Annotated in this window: 6 protein-coding genes; 2 read left to right on the plus strand and 4 right to left on the minus strand. The window is 43.1% G+C overall.

All coding sequences use genetic code 11. From position 1 onward, the window contains the following. Positions 1–1,071: 1,071 nt before the first annotated feature. Complete coding sequence (locus F6J94_RS31460; RefSeq protein ID WP_293047439.1) at positions 1,072–1,206, minus strand: hypothetical protein; 135 nt, start codon at positions 1,204–1,206, stop codon at positions 1,072–1,074. Between the two features lie 46 nt (positions 1,207–1,252). Beyond that, positions 1,253–1,378, minus strand: a complete 126-nt coding sequence (locus F6J94_RS31465; RefSeq protein WP_293047441.1) for a hypothetical protein — start codon at positions 1,376–1,378, stop codon at positions 1,253–1,255. On the opposite strand from F6J94_RS31465, the gene F6J94_RS31470 reads away from it, so the two are divergent. Further along, a complete protein-coding gene (locus F6J94_RS31470; protein ID WP_293047443.1) occupies positions 1,372–1,620 on the plus strand; it encodes a hypothetical protein in 249 nt (82 codons plus the stop codon). The two genes, F6J94_RS31465 and F6J94_RS31470, sit on opposite strands and share 7 nt — an antisense overlap. Positions 1,621–1,981: 361 nt before the next feature. Here F6J94_RS31470 and F6J94_RS31475 read toward each other — a convergent pair whose 3' ends face one another. Continuing rightward, the gene (locus F6J94_RS31475) at positions 1,982–2,134 is read right to left on the minus strand and encodes a hypothetical protein (RefSeq protein ID WP_293047445.1); all 153 of its coding nucleotides are present in this window, start codon (positions 2,132–2,134) and stop codon (positions 1,982–1,984) included. Positions 2,135–2,709: 575 nt separating this feature from the next. Here F6J94_RS31475 and F6J94_RS31480 point away from each other — a divergent pair. Next, entirely contained in the window at positions 2,710–2,832 is a 123-nt protein-coding gene (locus F6J94_RS31480) for a hypothetical protein (RefSeq protein WP_293017309.1), read from the plus strand. Positions 2,833–2,955: 123 nt separating this feature from the next. Here the strand turns inward: F6J94_RS31480 and F6J94_RS31485 are convergent. Then, a partial coding sequence (locus tag F6J94_RS31485; RefSeq protein ID WP_293047447.1) for a catalase occupies positions 2,956–3,920 on the minus strand: 965 nt, incomplete at its 5' end.

The raw sequence follows: 3,920 nt of genomic DNA on the forward strand, positions 1-3,920 counted from the left end.
TCCCCTCGTGGGTGTAAGCTTGCTCTGATGGTAGATAGTTCATTTGTTCAGCAACTTTGACCTGTTCCCACAGCAACAGATTGGTTAGTACGTGCTAGACATGCTTGGGCATGAGTTTTTTTGTAAGTATTCAGCTATCAGCATATGCGCTACGCGCACGCTGCTTGAGGTGCTATCAGCTAAGTAGTCGGACAAAACTAAAATTAACTCTTTAAATAGGGAGCAGGGACTTCGGAGCAGGGAGCAGAGGGACTTTTGGCAACTTTACACAAATTAATACAGTTAGGTTTATTTTTGTCCAGGTACTTATCAGCTATCAGCTATCAGCTATCAGCTAATGCGCACGCTACTTGAGGTGCTAATCAGTCACAGCGTCGTTCGCACAGCGTGGCCAAAGGCCAAAGCCTGTGCCACACTACTTGATGTGCTTATGAGCATAGGGCAAGCTACACCGAACAGCTTTTGAATAAAATCGGTAAGCATTGGAATAATGCTGCAGTGTTGTCACAGGACTTGTGGCCTATGTCATAAAGCTGACTGCTGAGTGCTAACTGCTGTTCGCGCAGCGTGCGCGTAGCGCATATGCTTACGTTTTTTTGATCATAATCACAACTCGTAATTGTATTCAAGAAAGGAAAGTTTACTTCCTTGACTATAAAGGTTAACTCTAATTAAAAGTATTTTTCAACTCATAAACCTCATATTAAACCTCATATTAAACCTCATATTAAACCTAATAAACCTCAGATCAAACCTCATAAACATGGTAAACACCTGTCATTTTGGATCTATTAATACTGAAATAAATACAAAAATAGAGTGAATAAGCTCTTGTAGGGTGCGTTAATGAAATGTAACGCACCATCGGTATACAAATTGAACCCAAACCATTCTTAACCAATCCCATGGTGCGTTACGGCTTCAACCCTTGGTTATCTCATATAATCGTCTCAACAAAACCGCCTAACGCACCCTACAAATTCCAAAACTTCTATTCATACTAGCTCCAAATTTAAACCTATTCAATTATCCCATTTGCGCCGAGGCGCACGCTACGCGAACGATAAAAATTTAAGCATTAAACTGATAGCTGATAGCTGTTCGCGCAGCGTGCGCGTAGCGCATATGCTGATAGCTGACCGCTGACCGCTGATAGGGCGATCGCTGATAGGGCGATCGCCTCTTGTCGGGTGGGCAAATAGACATGATTCCTAATTAAATTGCCAAACTATCATAATTTGCACACCCTACCCTACCGAATGCGATCGCGTAGCGTGGCCCTATAGTTTAAAATAAGGGAAAAACCACTTAAATCAATTGGAGAAACCCCTTGGCAGCCCTTACCGACATTGGCTTGCCTGATCAGTACTGATGCCAATAGTAATCGTCCAGTCATTGCAGGAACTCGAACCTCTGTGCGCCGAATTGCTGGCCTATATAATCAAGGTAACAACGCGCTATGAAATAGCGAGACGATTACATCACCTAACAATCACTCAAATTTATGCCGCATTAACTTATTATCATGCTAACCGTCAGGAAATAGACGAAGATATCGCAGCCGAACAAACCGCCTATGAAGAACTGGCCAAACAACATTATCAGGCAACCAAACCCTAAACATGACACAGATTCGCCTTTATTTAGATGAAGATACCATGGATAGCGATCTGCATATCGGCCTTGCGTCTTCGCAACGTGAATGTTGTCTCGACAGGGGAAGCTCAAATGTAAGTATTCAGCTGTCAGCGAACAGCGATTAGCGCTACTTGAGATGCTACTTGAGGTGCTATCAGCTATTAGCTTATGGGCTATGGGCACGCTACTTTACGAATAGCTTTTGAATACAATAAGCTGGGAGCATGTCAAATTCGTAGAACAAATGTACTAAAATAACTCATGTACGCTATTAAAACCCTGAAAACACTGTAGTTCAAGCGTTCTCACCAAATTGACCGGCTCCCCATGCTCCCCCTATTACCTATTCCCCATTCCCCATTCCCCATTCCCCATTCCCCATTCCCCATTCCCCAGATAAGCGTACTAATGTTTCTGCATAAGTGACATGCTCCCGGTTAAATCCGCTATAATAGGAAGATAAAATAGGAATATCAAAGGCGCTAGATGCTGCCAATAGAGGTTCGGGAAAAAAGTCCTCGATTCGTACCTGGGCAAAATATCTATATAACTTTTCACCAATCCAACTCCCAAAAAACAGGTGAACATGAAAGATGCTGACTTGGTGAACTACACTCTGAGCTGTACACCCCTAAAAAACATTAACCAATAGTGCTGCTCACTGCTATATTCTGCTCGGCGCAACGAGCAGGACGGCTTGAGCTACCTTGTGGAAACTGGGAATTTTTGTTTTGGGTAAGCCTTCGATTCCCGGCAGAGCATAAAACCACTGGGAACTTCTTTAGTAGCTTCACAAGTCATTACTTTTGCCTCTACTAATCAACCGCTACAACTATAGATTAATGCGATCTCCCAATCAAGCTTTTTAAGGTTTTTTTTAGATTACACCCCTTATGAGGCCAAAAAGTTAAGGCAGAATAGATTTTGTCAAGGTATTGTTAATTAATCTTTACCTTACCTTCAATCTCTTTAGGTGCGCTTTCCGTGATGGCGAGGGATTGCTCGCCATCACGGGTCGCACCTGCTGTGATTGGCATTGACGATTTATACCCTTTGAGGACAGATGATTGAATGACTTGTGTTTGGGGAGCGGGTATCTGGCGATCGCCTTGCCAAGAAACACGATCGCCAAAACTAGGAAAATCTCAAAAGCATGAATTAGCAACCACTTTTACAACCAGTAACATTTTGTAACTAAGCCATTGACAAATGATACACAACCTTAACTTGTGACGAATGGGTGTATAGAGAAGGAGAGGGAGCAGGTCAAAGTTGCAGAACAGATGAACTATGTAGCATCAGAGCAAGGTTAAAAGACTAGTAGTTGAGTCCCCGTTTTTGATAACGATACTTAGCCACAATCGGATAAACTACATTACGGAGCCGGTTGAGAGCTCCCACAGGACGATGAACTACTAAGCCATTCCACGGGGAAAATCGTAGGTTTTCAGCAGAGTCGTATTGTTTGTCAAAATCGATGATCTGATGCTTGACGGTAAGGCGACCAACGGTAAAAAATGGTGACTTCTTCTCACTCCAACGAATTGTGACATCATCGATGGACATTTTCGGGTTGGTTTGGAATTGGATGCCAAAGTCCCAGCAATAAAGAGCATCGGTTTTCGATAGTTGTTCAATCAGCTCGTCTCGATAGTAATTGTCCGGTTTGCTTCCATCCAATCCCAGAGCCTTGGCGCGATTGATGAAGGGAAGTTTGGGAATACCTGGTCGGGACTGATATCGAATGCTTTGATGGGGAGGCTGGCATGAAACAGGGGTAAACGCATATTTGATCACAGCGGGATAGTCAACAGGAACTAGGCCCGGTTGAGACTGATCAAAATCTGGTTTGAGTCCAAGGGCATAAGCAGAACCACTCCAATACCGTTCCGTTAATAAACTCTTTGGGCTTCGAGCTGTTACTTTAGCTAGGGCTAGGAATTGCCTGGGATGACTTATGAGCCACTTCTGGGCAGCTTGCTCTGACTCAACTATGGAGCGAAAAAATTCATAATAATATTTGATGGTTTTGATAAAAAAGATCTTAGCATTTTGAAGAATAATATCTTGAGTGTTTGGTTCGTAGCTTTGTTCTAGGCTTTCTCCTTCAACACCAATCACTTTCACAGACATTGAGCGTGTGTCTGCGACATAATCGTTTTCAACATTTGTTCGCCCATTGGCAAATCGCAGCTGAACAGGATATTGTTTCGGTGTCGCAAAAAGTCCTTGCTTGAGGGAAATCCCATTAAGTTGCTCTTGAGTAAGCCGAGTTCGTTTTG

It is taken from the genome of Moorena sp. SIO1F2, from assembly GCF_010672755.1.
In the GTDB taxonomy this organism is placed as follows: Bacteria; Cyanobacteriota; Cyanobacteriia; order Cyanobacteriales; family Coleofasciculaceae; genus Moorena.

Coding starts and splice junctions, on each gene's coding strand:
- F6J94_RS31460 (WP_293047439.1), bottom strand. CDS start 1,206: ATGTCTATTTGCCCACCCGACAAGAGGCGATCGCCCTATCAGCGATCG.
- F6J94_RS31470 (WP_293047443.1), top strand. CDS start 1,372: ATGCCAATAGTAATCGTCCAGTCATTGCAGGAACTCGAACCTCTGTGC.
- F6J94_RS31480 (WP_293017309.1), top strand. CDS start 2,710: ATGACTTGTGTTTGGGGAGCGGGTATCTGGCGATCGCCTTGCCAAGAA.